The sequence below is a fragment of the Erwinia sp. 198 genome, assembly GCF_003937915.1.
GTDB classification, from domain to species: Bacteria; Pseudomonadota; Gammaproteobacteria; order Enterobacterales; family Enterobacteriaceae; genus Erwinia; species Erwinia aeris.
This window is the reverse complement of the sequence record NZ_RHUM01000009.1, coordinates 1-15,665: the sequence shown is the minus strand read 5'-3', so window position 1 is coordinate 15,665 and position 15,665 is coordinate 1. Positions and strand designations below refer to the sequence as shown.

The window sequence follows — 15,665 nt, the reverse complement described above, 5'->3', positions numbered from 1 at the left end:
GTGCGTTATAACGGTCAATCGGGAGGGGATCATGCGTCCTGCCTTTTCTTTACGTCACCTGACTTTTCCCGCCGTGGTGGCGGGGTTTGTCGCGGTGCTGGTGGGCTACACCAGCTCTGCCGCCATTATTTTCCAGGCCGCCGGAGCCGCCGGCGCAACGGCAACGCAGGCTGGCGGCTGGCTAAGCATGTTGGGCTTGGCAATGGGCGTGACCTCAATTGGGCTGTCGATCTATTATCGCGCGCCCGTGCTGACGGCCTGGTCCACGCCGGGCGCAGCGCTGCTGGTCACCAGCCTGCCCGGCACTCCCATGCCGGAAACCATCGGCGTATTTATCTTTGCTTCCGGGCTGATTTTTCTCTGCGGCGTGACCGGCCTGTTTGCGCGCCTGATGAACCATATTCCGCAGGCGATTTCCGCCGCCATGCTGGCGGGCATTTTATTGCGCTTTGGCCTTGATGCTTTCGCCTCGCTGCGACCTGATTTTACGCTGACGGCCAGCATGTTCCTGGCTTACCTGTTAGCGCGCCGCTTTCTGCCGCGCTATGCCATTGTGCTGACGCTGCTGGTGGGGCTGGCCGTCGCGGTGATAAAGGGAGAGATCCACCTTTCGCAGCAGCCGCTGATCTTTGCCGTGCCGGCATTTATCGCGCCGCATTTTAGCTGGCCAACGCTGCTCGGCATCGGCGTTCCCTTTTTTGTGGTGACGATGGCTTCCCAAAATGCGCCCGGCATCGCCACGCTGCAGGCCGCAGGCTATCCGGTGCCCGTTTCGCCGCTGATAAGCTGGACCGGGCTGGCTTCGCTGCTGCTTTCGCCTTTCGGTGGTTTTTCCGTCTGTATCGCGGCCATTACGGCGGCAATCTGTATGGGGCCGGACGTACATACCGATCCGCAGCGTCGCTACTGGGGCGCGATCTGCGCGGGCCTCTTCTATCTGCTGGCGGGCCTGTTTGGCGGCGCGATCGGTCAGCTGTTCAGCGCATTGCCGCCTGCGCTTATTCATATCCTCGCCGGACTGGCGCTGCTGGGAACGATAGCGGGCAGCCTGCAGCGCGCGCTGGCGGAGGATAAACAACGTGACGCGGCGGTGATTACCTTTCTGATCACGGCGTCTGGTGTGACGCTGATGGGGATTGGCGCGGCGTTCTGGGGGTTGGTAGGTGGGATAGCGGCGCATCTGGTTTTTTGTTTGCCGCGCCGCTAAGACAAGTGGCCATTTTGAGCGCTATTTTACCGGCTGGCCTGACTACCGTTGCGCCAGAAACCAGGCGCGCGGCCTGCTGTATCAGCCACGTTGCCAAAGGAAAGCACAGACACAGCCGTGCCTCAGAGCGCTAATCACCTCGCTGGCCTCCCCGCTATACTGAGGATTACCCGGCGTGCTGCGCGTCGGTGCAACCAAAGAGGTGAAATTTGATAAAATATAGCGTGTTATATCCGAACGTTGAAAACGGTGAATTCGATCACGACTACTATCGCGATGTGCATCTGCCGCTGATCAAAGCAAGGATGGGCGACTATCTGGTGTCCTTCTCCATCGACAAAATCATTGGCACACCTGAAGGTACGCCAGCACCCTATGTTGCCGCCTGCCATCTGGTGTGCCGCTCTGTCGACGATCTGCAAAAAGGCATGGCAGGTCATATCGATGAGATTGTGGATGATGTGGCAAACTTTACCAATATCACGTCAGTGAAGTGGATTTCTGAAGTCGTGGCGTAACACGAGCGAAAAAGGCGGGAAAAATCCCGCCTGAGCCTTATTCCTGCCGGGGCCCGGCAATCAGTACAGGGCGCCATGCCGCAAGCCGTAGCATTTGTTATGAATGTTTATTACGGCCTTTCAATGGCCTGCCGCAGAGAAAACGCTAAAATAATCCCCCTGAAATCCGCAGCAATTACTGGCTTCCCCGGGCCCATTGCCGTAATAAAAAGCCCGCACGCGGCGGGCTTTGACCTCAGATTTAAGCTGGTACAGCTGCGTCACGCGATAGTCATACATGCACGTCATGAGGATGTGTAAACAGGCAGTCATTTCTTTGATAAGCTGTCCCCGCCCATGCTGGTTGACGCTAACAATGTTAAGAACGGCAGGCTTACTTGATCTTCGCCAGCAGCCGTTGCACAAACTCCGGCACCACCTCGCTTGCCAGTCCGTACTGTTTCTCTTCAAACTCGCTGCCGACCTGGCTTGGCTCCAGGTTCAGCTCCACGGTATGGGCGCCCTGCAGTTTCGCCTCATGCACAAAGCCCGCCGCCGGATAGACGTGGCCGGAAGTGCCGATAGCGATAAAATAGTCCGCCTGCGCCAGCGCCTGATAGATCTCATCCATCTGGAGCGGCATTTCGCCAAACCACACCACGTGCGGGCGAAGCACCGACGGGAACTGACAGCAGTGACAGCGATCGTCTTCCTTAACGTCTTCCTGCCAGTGCAGCACCTGACCGCTGGAGACGCAGCGCACCTTCAGCAGCTCGCCGTGCATATGGATAACGTTACGGCTGCCCGCGCGTTCGTGCAGGTTATCAATATTTTGCGTCACCAGCAGGAAGTGGTCACCCAGCGCGGCTTCCAGCTCGGCCAACGCCGTATGCGCCGCATTGGGCTGAATATTGCCGCTGGTCAGCTGACGACGGCGGGCGTTATAAAACGCCTGAACTTTTTGCGGATCGCGCGCGAAGCCTTCCGGCGTCGCCACGTCTTCCACCTTGTGCTCCTCCCACAGGCCGTCGGCAGCCCGGAAAGTACGGATCCCCGACTCGGCAGAGATACCTGCGCCGGTCAGGACAACAACTCGCGGTAAAGGATGCATGGCGATCTCCAGATTGCGGTCGCGTTCGAAAATTCGCTGACGCAAACGCTGCTGCACCTTGCGTCGGGTTTTCTTGTAGCGAGCCAGTCTCAGCCGGCGACGGGGTGTACGCATGTTAAATCCTCTAATCCTTAATGTGCAAAAAAGCGGCGCCGCGCGTGCCGCCTGCATCGCCATGGCGGGCTTTGGCAAAACGCGGCGGCTTTGCTCGCGGCAACAGATGCTTTGCCACCTGCTGCTCCAGCCCGTCGTAAAGCGCGTTAAAACCAGACAGCCCGCCGCCCACCACCACCAGATGCGGATCCACCAGCGTCAGCCAGTTTGCCAGGCAAACGGCCAACAGCGCCTGATAGCGGGCAGTATGGGCTATGGCCTGCTCGTCCCGTTGATAATAACGGCTGGCGATTTCAGGCGCACTGAGATCTGACTGATTATGTAGACGCCACAGGCGGGCAAAGCCCGGCCCGGAAAGCCACGGCTCAATACAGCCGCGCTTGCCGCAGCCGCAGAGAGGCTGCGCCACGTCTCGGCCCAGCACTTCCAGCGCATCCAGCGGCAGCCGCATATGACCGAACTCGCCCGCGACGAAGTTGCGTCCGGTCAGCGGTTTGCCTTCCACTATCAGCCCGCCGCCCACGCCGGTGCCCAGGATCAGCCCCAGCACCACCGGATAGGCTTTGAACTCGTCGTCCCAGGCTTCCGACAGCGCAAAACAGTTGGCGTCATTATCGATACGCACTTCCCGCCCCAGCCGCTGGCTCAGATCCGCCTGCAGGCGCTGCCCCTGCGCCGCCGGCACGTTGGCGGTAAAGACCGTGCCGTCATCCGGCACGGGCAGCCCGGGGATGCCCATACCGACGCTGCCCCGCGTGCCGCAGAACTTATCGGCTTCGTTCGTCATCGCCGCCAGCCTGTCGAGCAGCTGCGCGTAATCATGCGTGGGCGTGACGGCGCGCTGGCTCCAGATAAGCTGGCGCTGCTCGTTATAGACGCCAAGCGCGATTTTGCTGCCGCCGACGTCAAAGCCGTAATACATGCTACTGCCCACTCAGCACGCGCGCCGGATCGATGCGGCTGGCGCGTCTGGCCGGATACCAGCTGGCGATCAGGCTCAGCAGCAGCGAGGTAAGCAGCACGATACCCACATCCTGCCAGTGCACTTCCGACGGCAGAAAGTCGATAAAATAGATATCGCCGGACAGGAAATGATAGCCGGTTAAGGTTTCGATACCGTGGATAATCGGCGTCAGGTTAAAGGCCGCCAGCACGCCGACCACCACGCCGCTGACGCTGCCCAGCAGGCCAGCCATCAGCCCATACCAGACAAAAATAGCGCGGATCAGTCCGTCCCTGGCGCCCAGCGTGCGCAGCACCGCGATATCGCCGCTCTTGTCCTTCACCGCCATGACCAGCGTGGAGACAATGTTAAAACAGGCCACGCCGATCACCAGCACCATTGCCAGATACATAATGGCGCGGATCATCTGAATGTCGCGGTACATATAGCCGTAGGTGCCAATCCAGCTGCGGATATAGACATAGGCGTGCGTTACTTCGCCCGCGTCCCGCACCAGCTTCTGCGCGGCAAACGGATTGGTCATCTTCAGCGCGATACCTGTGACACTGTCACGCATCGCCAGATAATTTTGCGCATCCTGCAACGGCACCAGCGCCAGGCTGTGATCCAACATCCCGCTCAGCGCCAGAATGCCGCTGACCTGGAGGCGCACGCGTTTCGGCTGGAGCAGCTTATGTTCAGGATCGCTGTTGGGGATCATAATGGTCAGCCAGTCGCCCTGCTTTACCTTCAGAGTATTGGCGACGCCCTGACCTAAGATAATCTGCTGCCTGCCCGCGCCGAAGCTTTGCCAGGCATTGTTCTGCACGTAAGCAGGCAGCGCGCTCAGTTTAGTTTCCTGCTGCGGATCGACGCCTTTTACCTGAATCGCCTGCAGCTTTGCGCCGCTCTCAATCAGGCCGGTGAAATTGATATAGGGTGCAGCCGCCGCGATGCCCGGAACCTGCTCCACCTTCGGCAGCAGCGACTGCCAGCCGGTAAAGGGCTGGTTGACCGGTTCGATTTCACCGTGCGGCACCACGGCCAGGATGCGGTTATTCAGCTCGCGTTCGAAGCCGTTCATGGCGCTGAGGCCGATAATCAGCACCGCCACGCCCAGCGCGATGCCAACCGTAGAGATCGCTGAAATCAGCGATACCATGCCGCCGCGACGGCGCCCACGGCTGAAGCGCAGGCCCAGGAGCAGAGAAAGAGAACTTGCCATTACGCCATGCCCGCCAGCGTCAGTTCTTCGCTGAGCACGCCGTCACGCATCTCCATCTGGCGGTTAAGCCGCTTTGCCAGATGCAGATCGTGCGTCACCACCAGAAAAGCGGTGCCCTGACGCACGTTCAGTTCGCCCAGCAGATCGAAAATGGCGTCGGCGTTGCGCGCGTCCAGGTTCCCGGTCGGCTCATCCGCCAGCACCAGGCGCGGATTGTTTACCAGCGCGCGGGCAATCGCCACGCGCTGACGTTCTCCGCCGGAAAGCTCGGAAGGCCGGTGTGCCGCCCGCTTCTCCAGACCAACCGCACGCAGCATATCAATGGCTTTCGCCTCGGCCTGCGCCTTGCTGGCCTTGCCAATCAGCAGCGGCATGGCGACGTTTTCCAGCGCGCTGAAATCGGGCAGCAGATGATGAAACTGATAGATAAAGCCCAGCTCGCGGTTGCGCAGCTCCGCCTTTGCCGACGAAGACATGCCGTTCAGCGATTTGCCGTTAAACACCACGTCGCCGGAGGTGGGCGTATCCAGCCCGCCCAGCAGGTGCATCAGGGTGCTTTTGCCGGAGCCGGAGCTGCCGACAATCGCCATCATTTCGCCAGGCGCTACGCTGAAAGAAACATTGCGCAGGACGTCCGTCTGGACGCTGCCTTCCTGGTAGCGTTTGCACAGGTTGTCGCACTGCAACAGAATCGGGTTACTCATAACGTAAAGCCTCAGCGGGTTGAACGGCGGCGGCGCGCCAGGATGGATAGAGCGTGGAAAGCAACGCCACGGCCATCGCGATAAGAACAATGGTGGCTACCTGAACGGCGGAAATTTCAACGGGCAGCGCCGCACCATCCAGGAAGATGCCGATCAGCGGCATCAGATTATTCAGCTGGCTGGCAAGCAGCACGCCCAGCAGCGCGCCGACCAGCGAGCCAACGATGCCGGCGGTTGCGCCCTGCACCATAAATACCAGCACAATTTGCCGGCGGGTCAGCCCCTGAGTTTGCAGGATCGCCACTTCGCCCTGCTTTTCCATAATCAGCAGGCCCAGCGAGGTGATGATATTAAACGCGGCGACGGCGACAATCAGGCTGAGCAGCAGCCCCATCATGTTTTTCTCCATCTTCACCGCCTGGAACAGCTCGCCCTTCCGCTCGCGCCAGTCTTTCCAGACCAGGCCGTCCGGCAGCTTCTGCTCGCTGAGCGTATCCACCTGTAGAGGTTTATCCAGCCACAGCCGCCAGCCGGTGATATGGCCAGCCGGATAGCGCATCAGGCGCGAGGCGTCCTGCTGGTTGACCAGGATCTGATAGCCGTCCACCTCGCTGTTGGCAGCGAACGTGCCGATAACGGTAAACAGGCGCTGGCTGGGCAGCCGCCCCATCGGTGTAAACTGGCTGGCAGACGGCACCATCAGCCGCAGCTGGTCACCGCGCTTCAGGCCAAGCTGCTCTGCCAGCTGTTCGCCAACGATAATGCGGTACTGATTGGGCTGTAGATCGCTCTGCTTCACGTTGGCGAGATAGGGCGTCAGCGGATCCGGCTCGTCAGGGTTGATGCCCAGCATAACGCCGACGCCGACGCTGCGGGCGCTTTGCAGCACCACGTCGCCGGTGGTCAGCGGCGTGACGCGACTGACCCCTTTCAGCTGTAGCGAATCCGCCGGCACCTGCTGCGGGTCGATCGAGCCTTTCTCGCTGCTAATCAGCGCCTGGGGCATCAGGTTTAAGGTGCTTTTTTCCAGCTCGTGTTCAAAGCCGTTCATCACCGACAGCACGGTGACCAGCGCCAGCACCCCCAGCGTGATGCCGATGGCGGAAAGCCAGGATACAAACCGCCCGAAGCGGTCTGATGCTCGCCCGCGCATATAACGCAGGCCGATAAATAACGCGACAGGTTGATACATGTAATCCGTCTTCTGGCGGTAATAAGGCAAAAAGTGATCGAAGATGATAAAGGTTAGCCCGGCGTTATGGAACCTCTAAGCCGCTGACTCTTTTGCTAAGTTTTGTTATCTCTTACGACACGCCCTTTTTTTGGCGAAATATCACACTAAAAACGACCGTTAATTACTCAATTATTACGCAAAAAAGGGCATAGACTTAATTATCCCTTAAAGGGAGCAGCGTAGAGTAAAGGCGGGAGTGGTGATAATGTCAAAGTATGAAAAAGGCAGTATTGTCCGGCATAAAACGGGCGAAATTAAAGGACTGGTTGTCAACGTATTTGAACAGGGCGATGCGCCCGCGGGCTATTACGTGAAGTGGGACGATGGCAATCACAGCTATCACGGTGAAAAAGAACTCATTTGGGCAAACATTGACCGACCCAGAATGCACTACACCCAACAATCGCCGAAATAGAGGTATACTCGGTTAGCCGAACAGGAAACGCGTCGTTTTCTGCTCTCCCTTTATGTGAAGAGACCGACTAACTGACTATGCCTGAACAAGCCCGATATACCCTGCCAGCAAAAGCAGGTGACCAGCGCCAGCTGGGACAATTAACCGGTGCCGCCTGCGCGGTAGAATGTGCTGAAATCCTGGCGCGACACGGCGGCCCCGTGATGCTTATCGCACCGGATATGCAAACCTCGCTGCGGCTGCAGGATGAAATCCGCCAGTTTACCGATGAGCCGGTATTAACGCTGGCCGACTGGGAAACGCTGCCTTTCGACAGCTTTTCGCCGCATCAGGAAATCATCTCTTCCCGTCTCTCCACGCTTTATAATCTGCCCTCGCTGGAAAAAGGCGTGCTGATCCTGCCGGTTAACACGCTGATGCAGCGCGTCTGTCCGCACAGTTTTCTGCATGGCCATGCGCTGGTGATGCGCAAGGGCCAGCGCCTGTCGCGGGATACGCTGCGTTCCCAGCTGGAGCAGGCCGGCTATCGTCACGTCGATCAGGTGATGGAGCACGGCGAATACGCCACGCGCGGCGCGCTGCTGGATCTCTATCCGATGGGCAGCGAGCAGCCTTACCGCATCGACTTTTTCGATGATGAAATCGACAGCCTGCGCCTGTTCGACGTCGACAGCCAGCGCACGCTGGAAGAGGTCGAGGCGATCAATCTTTTGCCCGCGCACGAGTTTCCCACGGACAAAGCGGCCATTGAGCTGTTCCGCACCCAGTGGCGCGAGCACTTTGACGTCCGGCGCGAGGCCGAGCATATTTATCAGCAGGTCAGCAAAGGCACGCTGCCGTCCGGTATCGAATACTGGCAGCCGCTCTTTTTTGAGCAGTCGCTGCCCGCGCTGTTCAGCTATCTTCCGGCCAATACGCTGCTGATTAACACCGGCGATCTGGAAGGCGCGGCGGAACGCTTCTGGCAGGAAGTGATGGCGCGGTTTGAAAACCGTCGCGTCGATCCGATGCGTCCGCTGCTGCCGCCGGAAAAACTGTGGCTGCGCACCAACGAACTGTTCAGCGAGCTGAAAAACTGGCCGCGCGTGCAGCTGAAAAACGAGGCGCTGCCGGAAAAAGCCGTCAACGCTAACCTGGGCTATCAGCCGCTGCCCGACCTGGCCGTCCAGGCGCAGGCAAAAGCGCCGCTGGATGCGCTGCGTCGTTTTCTGGAATCGTTCAGCGGCCCGGTGATTTTTTCGGTAGAGAGCGAAGGCCGCCGCGAGGCGCTTCAGGAGCTGCTGGCCCGCATTAAGCTGGTGCCGAAGACCGTTCATGCGCTGCATGAGGCGGAGCAGCCCGGCGCTTACCTGATCGTCGGCGCCAGCGAGCACGGCTTTATCGACAGCCTGCGCAACCGCGCGCTGATTTGCGAAAGCGATCTGCTGGGCGAGCGCGTCAGCCGCCGCCGTCAGGACACGCGCCGCTCCATCAACCCGGACGTGCTGATCCGCAACCTGGCCGAGCTGCATCCCGGCCAGCCGGTGGTGCATCTGGAGCACGGCGTCGGCCGCTATATTGGCCTGACCACGCTGGAAACCGGCGGCATCACGGCGGAATACCTGATGCTGACCTATGCCGGAGACGCCAAACTCTACGTGCCGGTCTCTTCGCTGCATCTGATTAGCCGCTACGCCGGCGGCGCGGACGAAAATGCGCCGCTGCACAAGCTAGGCAGCGATGCCTGGTCGCGCGCGCGGCAGAAAGCAGCGGAAAAAGTCCGCGACGTGGCCGCCGAGCTGCTGGATATCTATGCTCAGCGAGCGGCCAAAGCGGGCTTTGCCTTTAAGCACGATCGCGAGCAGTATCAGCTTTTTTGCGACAGCTTCCCGTTTGAAACCACGCCGGATCAGGCGCAGGCGATTAACGCGGTGCTCAGCGATATGTGCCAGCCGCTGGCGATGGATCGTCTGGTGTGCGGCGACGTCGGCTTTGGTAAAACCGAAGTGGCGATGCGCGCCGCTTTCCTCGCGGTAGAGAACCATAAGCAGGTTGCGGTGCTGGTGCCGACCACCCTGCTCGCCCAACAGCATTACGATAACTTCCGCGATCGCTTCGCCAACTGGCCGGTGCGCATTGAAATGCTTTCCCGTTTCCGCAGCGCGAAAGAGCAGTCGCAGATCCTGGAAGAAGCGCGTGAAGGCAAAATTGATATTCTGATCGGCACCCATAAGCTGCTGCAGAGCGAAATCAAATGGCGCGATCTGGGGCTGCTGATTGTGGATGAAGAGCACCGCTTCGGCGTGCGCCATAAAGAGCGCATCAAGGCGATGCGGGCCGATGTTGATATTCTGACGCTGACCGCGACGCCTATCCCCCGCACGCTGAATATGGCGATGAGCGGCATGCGCGACCTGTCGATTATCGCCACGCCGCCTGCCCGTCGTCTGGCGGTGAAAACCTTTGTCCGCGAGTTCGATAACCTGGTGGTACGCGAAGCTATCCTGCGTGAAGTGCTGCGCGGCGGCCAGGTTTATTACCTCTATAACGACGTGGAGAACATTGAAAAAGCCGCTCATCGCATTGCGGAGCTGGTGCCGGAGGCGCGCGTCGCCGTGGGTCACGGCCAGATGCGCGAGCGCGATCTGGAACGGGTGATGAACGATTTCCATCATCAGCGTTTTAACGTGCTGGTCTGCACCACGATTATTGAAACCGGCATCGATATCCCGACCGCGAATACCATTATTATCGAGCGCGCCGACCATTTTGGCCTGGCGCAGCTGCATCAGCTACGCGGCCGCGTGGGCCGTTCGCATCATCAGGCCTATGCGTGGCTGCTGACACCGCATCCAAAAGCGATGACCACCGACGCGCACAAGCGTCTGGAGGCGATCGCCTCGCTGGAGGATCTGGGCGCCGGTTTTGCGCTGGCAACGCACGATCTGGAAATTCGCGGCGCGGGCGAGCTGCTGGGCGAGGATCAGAGCGGCCAGATGGAGACGATTGGCTTCTCGCTGTATATGGAGCTGCTGGAAAACGCCGTGGACGCGCTGAAGGAAGGCCGCGAGCCGTCGCTGGAAGATCTGACCAACAGCCAGACCGATATCGAACTGCGGATGCCGTCGCTGCTGCCGGACGATTATATTCCGGATGTAAATACCCGCCTGTCGTTCTATAAGCGCATCGCCAGCGCGCAGCAGGAAGGCGAGCTGGACGATTTGAAAGTGGAGCTTATTGACCGCTTCGGCCAGCTGCCGGACCCGGCGCGCAACCTGCTGGATATCGCCACGCTGCGCCTGCTGGCGAAGAAAATTGGCATCCGGCGCGTTGAAGCGAGCGAGAAAGGCGGTTTTATAGAGTTTGCGGAGAAAAACAAAGCCGACCCGTCCTGGCTGATTGGCCTGTTGCAAAAAGAGCCGCAGAACTGGCGGCTTGACGGCCCAACGAAGCTGAAGTTTGTGCGCGACCTCGCCGAGCGCAAGCTGCGGGTGAAATGGGTGCGCGACTTTATGACGCAGGTGCTGGAAAACGCCGCCTGATGCGTCTGCTGCCGTTGCCGCCTGCCCTCAGCAGGCGGCAACGGCGTGCTTTACCGAACAGGTGCACGGTTAGCCTGAGCATAACAGGCTAACACGATTATTCTCTGCTAAAACTCTGCACGCCGCGCTATTCTTCGTTCGACGAAATGCCCAACATAAAGCCATCTATCTCTTCTATTTTAATCCTTAACAGCCCGTTTTTATGATGCGAGAACTTTTCCGATCCTAACCGGAAGGCGACATCTTTCAGATGCAGAAAATTAAGCGGCACTGACGCATCGTCATCTTCCGGCGTGTAGTAGGCCTCGCCGGTGCGTTTAAAATAATTCGCTATTGCCTGCTCTACCGTGCCTTCCTGCGCGTCGCCAAAAAACTCGGCGATTTTCTCGTAATATTCCTTACCGGAAATGGTGTTGCCCGTTACCAGCGCGCCTTTTACAAACAGCGTAACGCCCAGGCCGACGCCCAATTTACTGGCGATATTAGCGATAAAGTTCAGATCGGCGTCGCGCATTTTACTGGCGAACACGTTAGTCATTTCACTTTGTTCAGACATGCCGTTCTCCTTGCCGTTATAAAAGGGATCTATCAACTACCTTAATGAGTTTAGTGGATAACGGGTCGCTGACCAGTCGGACGCCGATCGCCGGTTTTCCGCCGCTGGCCGTCTGGCAAGGATTGCCTGTCCGCCCCGATTTGCCGTTATTTATCGTTGAATAGCCTGTCGTCCGGCACAGAGCTCGGTTTCAGCAATGGTAAAAAAAGATATTAACCAGGCGAGGTACGTCAGAGAAAAACATTAATGCAGTTTGTGGAACTGCCTCGCATTTTATCGTTGCGTTTTCAGCGAGTTTGCACAGGAGAAGGCGTATATTTAAGCAATGAGGGAAGACAGGAAGAAGGAGAAGAGAGGTGTTTTTAGCGCGGTAATAACGGGGTAGGAACCCGCTATCACCGCTAACCACAACTAACTGTTTGGGAGTTAATCATGGCTAAGACGGATTGTAAGTCAGAACCGCGCGTAACTGAAGTACCGCAGCCGACCACTCGCTGCGAGTTTTACAGCCGCGCCGCGCACCGAGCGATATTTTTACGCGGCGAGTGGATAGAACAGGCAGGCTTTGCCGAAGGGATGCCGCTGAAAGTGCGCGTGATGCCGGAATGTATTGTGATCACGGCGCAAAACGGCCGCGAGCTGTGGGGCTGTGTTGAGGGATTGAGCGTAGCGCATATCAATCATAAAAAGGTGAAGCAGTGGATAAAGGATTTCCCCGGCGCGTTGCAGGATAGCGACGATGCACCAGTGTTCAGGCGGAGTAACGGGGGCTTTGTGTAAGCCATCCTGGCTTGCTGGCTTGCTGGCTTGCTGGCTTGCTGGCTTGCTGGCTTGCTGGCTTGCTGGCTTGCTGGCTTGCTGGCTTGCTGGCTTGTCAGGACAAGCTTATTCAGGTAATGGCGTAAGGGAAGAATAATAATTTTTTATTTTATCCAGAATTGCCGCTATTTCACTGCTGGCAAGGGTGATTTCAGCAATGTTCAGTGCCTTTTCATCGACCCATTCATAGCGGTCGCTATCCTTTTTTTGCACAAGTCGCTGCGTTCTGGCTGCCAGGATCCTGACCATCTTGCCATCGGAAACAGCAAAAACAGAGGCGCCGCTTTCGGAAATATTTTCTGTATCTGCACGGTAAACAGGATCCCCTTCCGGGTACTCCTCCTCTGCCGTGCTTTCTGGCCAGGTCAGATTATATAAATATTTGAAAGCGTCAGGCGCGGGCATAGCGAACACCTCTGCATTTACCGGCGGCGTGTATAGGGCATTAGCGGGATCCAGGAGTGTATTAACATCCACACAGAGCGTTGCCGTTCTTAAATCCTGCGGGAAAAAGTTGCCGTCAATACTGTAGTAGAAAAGCCCATTGTAGAAAGAGCCTGAAGGAGGATTCCAGTCAGGAATACATTCAGCAAAAATGGCAAAACGATAAGGATCACCAAAAAACATTTTCTACGCTCATTGTTAATTGAATCATTCTGTTTTAATAGCTATTAGACGTAATAAACCCCGACAGTTTAGCCGGGATTCATACAGGGAGAAATCAGAAACGATACCCAAGACCGATATTAAAACCGTTTATCGCTACGTCATCATTGAATTTAACGCGCGTGCCTTCATAACCGATATTTACGGAAAGATAGTCTGTCGGATTAATAGCCACGCCAGCACCATAAGCAAACGACGTTTTGCTTGCATTATCCTCTTCTGAATACGCAGCAAGATAGGTTGTTTTGTCTTCTACTTTTGTATGCGCCATACCGGCAAGGGCATAGAGGCTGACGTAGTCGTTAATACGCCAGGCCGGGCCAGCCATAAACGAGTAATATTTCACATCTATTTTGCCATCATAACCGCTAATATCGTCAAAAGCCTCAACCCTTTCAGAATAGCTGTCATCGCCTTTCATATAGCTAAAGGAACCGATAATGCTGACGGGTGAATCCCATTCATAGCGGTACTGAACGTTGACGCCGCGAATATTTTTAAAATCTTCGACCTTGCTCTGTGCATAGCCAACCGACAAAGTATGGCTGTCAGCCAATACGCCGGTGCTGACCAACAGGCCACTACAAACTAATGCCAATGCGGTAATTTTTACTTTCATTACTCATTCCCTTTTTTACTGAGTTGATTAAATCCCTTTGTTTGAGATGGGATTGTACTAAATTTCTTGCCGATACGTCATTAAAAATTGTTTTTATCACTCGCCGTGAAGATGAGGCTGCCGCCCGCGCTGGTTATCTGCTGGCGCAGCGGTCGTTGTCCTTTGAAACTTGCGTCAGTTTACAGCTTATATCTATCCACACATCATCGCCCTTAGGGCTTTTTTCCTGTCGGTGCGTTCGCTATTATGTACGAATAGTTCATTGCCCCTATAGATATAAACATGGCTAAAAAACCAAGGCTGACAACCATGTTTTACTTACTCTTTAAGGCTGTTGTAAAAATCAAAGACACTTTTTACATCAGTGCTCCACTCTGATATTTTACATCCATCTTCAACTACCGTCTGGTTTTCCCGGACAGGTTATTCAATGCTTGCGGGCAGTAGCCGTTACCCGTTGCACACGAAGCCAGCATCATTGCCGCATCGGCAACATAATCCGCTGAACCTGTTGCCGTATCGCCGCTATCCGCAATAGCATTAATAATGCTGTTTGCTGTAGCTGATGTCGTGCCTTTACCCAGCTTGTCGCGTGCCTGTTTCTTCCACCATTCCGCACTTTCTTTGACTGGCTGACGGGCGTTATCTCCACTCAGCGCATTATTCTCAACAGCATTTTCCCTGGCCAGCGCCCCGGTCACCACGCTGTCCGGATAGAGCTGCTGCGCAATATACTTGCCCGTCGCCCCGCCTGATGCTCCCGCCAGCGCCGCACCCGGTACCGCGTGCACTATCAGGTTGGTCTCCACTTTAACCACCTTTTGCCTTCCAGGCCTTTCGTGGGTGCCATATCGTGAATGACTTTCACCCGATAAGGTACAGCCGCCCCTCTGGCTGACGCTGGCCAATCTCTGCACTATTGCCTCTCAACCCGTTTTCTCTAAACGACTTGTCACAAAGGGCTGGCAGGCCTGTAACTAACCAAGCATCAATCGTCAGTTAAAAAACATCCTGTATCGATTGGCCAGCATTAGCATATTTTACTTGTAGTCTGTTGGTGAGGCTGATTTCTCTTTCGACATGAGAAACTGCCCCACACCAATAATAACCCCGCATCCGATTGATATTTCCAATCCTCTAATCAAGTCATTTCTATCAAAATCAAAATCATCAACTAAGCAATAGGATACTAAAGATATAAGCAATCGACCACCTACAAGAAAAGTAAAAAGGCCAACCACCCATAAAACCACTAACAATAATAAAATTTTAATTTTATTATTTTGCATTACTACTTCTCTCCAGTTTTCTTTGAACTTTTTCAGCAAGATTTTGTGCGGAACTTCCGAGATATTCAGAACCTGCAGATTCAGCGACTGCCCCTGTTATTTTAGGTATTGTAAACTGAGGGATTGTGGCCTGCACCTTCTCCACTCCTTTACCTATCGCTGCGCCCCCCAGTGTCCCTAAACCTGCTCCAATCATCGGTGCTAAAGTATTTTTACCCTGCAGCCTGGCTCCCGCATACGCACCGGCAACGCTCGCTGCTTCAGTGAACCAAAATCCTTTACCCTGCGTTAAAGAACTGACACCGGTTGCAATCAGTGCATCCGTGGCGCTGAACGGCTCTCCACTACTTAGTTGGTTAAACACGTTAGCTGTGCCGCCTATCGCACCTGCGCCCATTACCGCCTCAGCTGTCGCAGTGGCTGGCAGTAACACCGGCGCCACAAACGTCGTCACCCCTGCCCCCCAGGCCGTTAAAAATCCTGTTGCCGGATTCTGACCGGCAGGCAGGTTGCCTTTAGCCATATCTGCCGAAAGAACTGCTTTATCTTGCAATGTCATGCCCGGGAGTGCTTTCCCATTTTCATCGACCTGATTATCTGTATTTGTCATTAAGCTACCCTGTGCAAGGCCGTAATTATTCAGGCCTGAGGGCAAATTAAACAATTCATTATTCTCAACCGCATTCTTCCCGGCCTGCGCGCCCGTCACCGCACTACCCGCACTGTCCCCGGCAAGCCCGCCCGC

The 15,665-nt window shown here is 56.2% G+C and carries 16 protein-coding genes; 5 read left to right on the top strand and 11 right to left on the bottom strand.

Annotated features, from left to right (window positions below):
• Positions 1-31: 31 nt before the first annotated feature.
• Together EGK14_RS13590 and EGK14_RS13585 are read left to right on the top strand one after the other, a co-directional pair.
• Positions 32-1,207: a benzoate/H(+) symporter BenE family transporter gene (locus EGK14_RS13590; protein ID WP_125289640.1), complete on the top strand. Its 1,176-nt coding sequence runs from the start codon at positions 32-34 to the stop codon at positions 1,205-1,207.
• Positions 1,208-1,416: 209 nt separating this feature from the next.
• On the top strand, positions 1,417-1,725 hold the full coding sequence (locus EGK14_RS13585) for an EthD family reductase (RefSeq protein WP_125289639.1): 309 nt from the start codon (positions 1,417-1,419) through the stop codon (positions 1,723-1,725).
• 373 nt (positions 1,726-2,098) lie between these two features.
• Here the strand turns inward: EGK14_RS13585 and cobB are convergent, their stop codons facing one another.
• Genes cobB through lolC form a run of 5 tightly spaced genes read right to left on the bottom strand, consistent with a single transcriptional unit; the run spans position 2,099 to position 6,993 of the window.
• Positions 2,099-2,929: a Sir2 family NAD+-dependent deacetylase gene (gene cobB / locus EGK14_RS13580; RefSeq protein ID WP_125289638.1), complete on the bottom strand. Its 831-nt coding sequence runs from the start codon at positions 2,927-2,929 to the stop codon at positions 2,099-2,101.
• A gap of 10 nt (positions 2,930-2,939) precedes the next feature.
• The gene (gene nagK, locus EGK14_RS13575; protein ID WP_125289814.1) at positions 2,940-3,851 is read right to left on the bottom strand and encodes an N-acetylglucosamine kinase; all 912 of its coding nucleotides are present in this window, start codon (positions 3,849-3,851) and stop codon (positions 2,940-2,942) included.
• A gap of 1 nt (position 3,852) precedes the next feature.
• Positions 3,853-5,097: a lipoprotein-releasing ABC transporter permease subunit LolE gene (lolE, locus tag EGK14_RS13570; RefSeq protein ID WP_125289637.1), complete on the bottom strand. Its 1,245-nt coding sequence runs from the start codon at positions 5,095-5,097 to the stop codon at positions 3,853-3,855.
• Positions 5,097-5,801, bottom strand: coding sequence for a lipoprotein-releasing ABC transporter ATP-binding protein LolD (gene lolD, locus EGK14_RS13565; protein ID WP_125289636.1), 705 nt, complete (start codon positions 5,799-5,801; stop codon positions 5,097-5,099). The genes lolE and lolD overlap by 1 nt, the downstream gene beginning before the upstream one ends.
• On the bottom strand, positions 5,794-6,993 hold the full coding sequence (gene lolC / locus EGK14_RS13560) for a lipoprotein-releasing ABC transporter permease subunit LolC (RefSeq protein WP_125289635.1): 1,200 nt from the start codon (positions 6,991-6,993) through the stop codon (positions 5,794-5,796). The genes lolD and lolC overlap by 8 nt, the downstream gene beginning before the upstream one ends.
• 247 nt (positions 6,994-7,240) lie before the next feature.
• Here lolC and EGK14_RS13555 point away from each other — a divergent pair, with 247 nt between their 5' ends.
• Positions 7,241-7,450: a hypothetical protein gene (locus tag EGK14_RS13555; RefSeq protein WP_125289634.1), complete on the top strand. Its 210-nt coding sequence runs from the start codon at positions 7,241-7,243 to the stop codon at positions 7,448-7,450.
• Positions 7,451-7,527: 77 nt separating this feature from the next.
• Complete coding sequence (gene mfd, locus EGK14_RS13550; protein ID WP_125289633.1) at positions 7,528-10,971, top strand: transcription-repair coupling factor; 3,444 nt, start codon at positions 7,528-7,530, stop codon at positions 10,969-10,971.
• Between the two features lie 127 nt (positions 10,972-11,098).
• On the opposite strand, the gene gvpU is transcribed toward mfd, so the two are convergent.
• Entirely contained in the window at positions 11,099-11,527 is a 429-nt protein-coding gene (gene gvpU / locus EGK14_RS13545) for a gas vesicle accessory protein GvpU (protein ID WP_125289632.1), read from the bottom strand.
• 432 nt (positions 11,528-11,959) lie between these two features.
• On the opposite strand from gvpU, the gene EGK14_RS13540 reads away from it, so the two are divergent.
• Positions 11,960-12,307 carry a SymE family type I addiction module toxin gene (locus EGK14_RS13540; protein ID WP_125289631.1) on the top strand — a complete coding sequence of 116 codons (348 nt, stop codon included), beginning with the start codon at positions 11,960-11,962 and terminating at the stop codon, positions 12,305-12,307.
• 105 nt (positions 12,308-12,412) lie between these two features.
• Here the strand turns inward: EGK14_RS13540 and EGK14_RS13530 are convergent, their stop codons facing one another.
• The 5 genes from EGK14_RS13530 to EGK14_RS13510 all read right to left on the bottom strand — a co-directional run.
• A complete protein-coding gene (locus tag EGK14_RS13530; protein WP_125289630.1) occupies positions 12,413-12,973 on the bottom strand; it encodes an immunity 42 family protein in 561 nt (186 codons plus the stop codon).
• A gap of 94 nt (positions 12,974-13,067) precedes the next feature.
• Positions 13,068-13,631, bottom strand: coding sequence for an Ail/Lom family outer membrane beta-barrel protein (locus tag EGK14_RS13525; RefSeq protein ID WP_125289629.1), 564 nt, complete (start codon positions 13,629-13,631; stop codon positions 13,068-13,070).
• Positions 13,632-14,029: 398 nt separating this feature from the next.
• Complete coding sequence (locus EGK14_RS13520) at positions 14,030-14,449, bottom strand: VENN motif pre-toxin domain-containing protein (protein WP_158616054.1); 420 nt, start codon at positions 14,447-14,449, stop codon at positions 14,030-14,032.
• A 222-nt stretch (positions 14,450-14,671) separates the two neighbouring features.
• Positions 14,672-14,920 (bottom strand): hypothetical protein, encoded by a 249-nt coding sequence (locus EGK14_RS13515; RefSeq protein ID WP_125289627.1) that lies wholly within the window; start codon positions 14,918-14,920, stop codon positions 14,672-14,674.
• On the bottom strand, positions 14,910-15,665 hold a 756-nt coding region (locus tag EGK14_RS13510; RefSeq protein ID WP_199746438.1), incomplete at its 5' end, for a VENN motif pre-toxin domain-containing protein. The genes EGK14_RS13510 and EGK14_RS13515, both read right to left, overlap by 11 nt.

Excerpts from the sequence above, each read along its gene's own strand:
- EGK14_RS13590 (WP_125289640.1), top strand. The coding sequence starts at position 32 with ATGCGTCCTGCCTTTTCTTTACGTCACCTGACTTTTCCCGCCGTGGTG.
- cobB (WP_125289638.1), bottom strand. The coding sequence starts at position 2,929 with ATGCGTACACCCCGTCGCCGGCTGAGACTGGCTCGCTACAAGAAAACC.
- nagK (WP_125289814.1), bottom strand. The coding sequence starts at position 3,851 with ATGTATTACGGCTTTGACGTCGGCGGCAGCAAAATCGCGCTTGGCGTC.
- lolE (WP_125289637.1), bottom strand. The coding sequence starts at position 5,097 with ATGGCAAGTTCTCTTTCTCTGCTCCTGGGCCTGCGCTTCAGCCGTGGG.
- lolD (WP_125289636.1), bottom strand. The coding sequence starts at position 5,801 with ATGAGTAACCCGATTCTGTTGCAGTGCGACAACCTGTGCAAACGCTAC.
- lolC (WP_125289635.1), bottom strand. The coding sequence starts at position 6,993 with ATGTATCAACCTGTCGCGTTATTTATCGGCCTGCGTTATATGCGCGGG.
- EGK14_RS13555 (WP_125289634.1), top strand. The coding sequence starts at position 7,241 with ATGTCAAAGTATGAAAAAGGCAGTATTGTCCGGCATAAAACGGGCGAA.
- mfd (WP_125289633.1), top strand. The coding sequence starts at position 7,528 with ATGCCTGAACAAGCCCGATATACCCTGCCAGCAAAAGCAGGTGACCAG.
- gvpU (WP_125289632.1), bottom strand. The coding sequence starts at position 11,527 with ATGTCTGAACAAAGTGAAATGACTAACGTGTTCGCCAGTAAAATGCGC.
- EGK14_RS13540 (WP_125289631.1), top strand. The coding sequence starts at position 11,960 with ATGGCTAAGACGGATTGTAAGTCAGAACCGCGCGTAACTGAAGTACCG.
- EGK14_RS13530 (WP_125289630.1), bottom strand. The coding sequence starts at position 12,973 with ATGTTTTTTGGTGATCCTTATCGTTTTGCCATTTTTGCTGAATGTATT.
- EGK14_RS13525 (WP_125289629.1), bottom strand. The coding sequence starts at position 13,631 with ATGAAAGTAAAAATTACCGCATTGGCATTAGTTTGTAGTGGCCTGTTG.
- EGK14_RS13515 (WP_125289627.1), bottom strand. The coding sequence starts at position 14,920 with ATGCAAAATAATAAAATTAAAATTTTATTATTGTTAGTGGTTTTATGG.